At 66.5% G+C, this 573-nt stretch carries 1 protein-coding gene; it reads left to right on the top strand.

Annotated elements, in window-relative coordinates:
• Positions 1 to 382, top strand: a 382-nt coding sequence (locus tag KUM32_RS33210) for a DUF933 domain-containing protein (RefSeq protein ID WP_217145636.1), incomplete at its 5' end; no start/stop codon positions are given.
• Positions 383 to 573 lie beyond the last annotated feature (191 nt).

Genomic DNA, 573 nt, shown 5'->3' on the forward strand with positions numbered 1-573 from the left:
CGCGAAGATCGAGTCCGAACTGATCGAGCTGTCCGACGACGAGGCCCTCGAACTCCTCCAGTCCATGGGCCAGGAAGAACCGGGCCTCGCCACCCTCGCCCGCGTCGGCTTCGAGACCCTGGGCCTCCAGACCTACCTGACCGCCGGCCCCAAGGAGGCCCGCGCCTGGACCATCAAGAAGGGCGCGACGGCCCCGGAGGCGGCGGGCGTCATCCACACGGACTTCCAGAAGGGCTTCATCAAGGCCGAGGTCATCTCCTTCGACGACCTGGTCGCGACCGGCTCGGTCGCCGACGCCCGCGCGGCGGGCAAGGCGCGCATGGAGGGCAAGGACTACGTGATGCAGGACGGGGACGTGGTGGAGTTTCGGTTCAATGTGTGACGGGTGAGATAACACCACGTCGCTGATCTGGCACCATGCAGGTCAGATGGGTCCGGCTCTTCGGGGTCGGGCCCTTGGTTTTTCCCGTGCTGGCATGGTGCTGGGATAGCTGCCCCCTCGTCACCTGTCATCACCCCTGATCATCCCTACCGTGCTGGGATCGTGCTGGGATGGGGGCACCCGTGCTGGGA

It is taken from the genome of Streptomyces sp. AC627_RSS907, assembly GCF_019049165.1.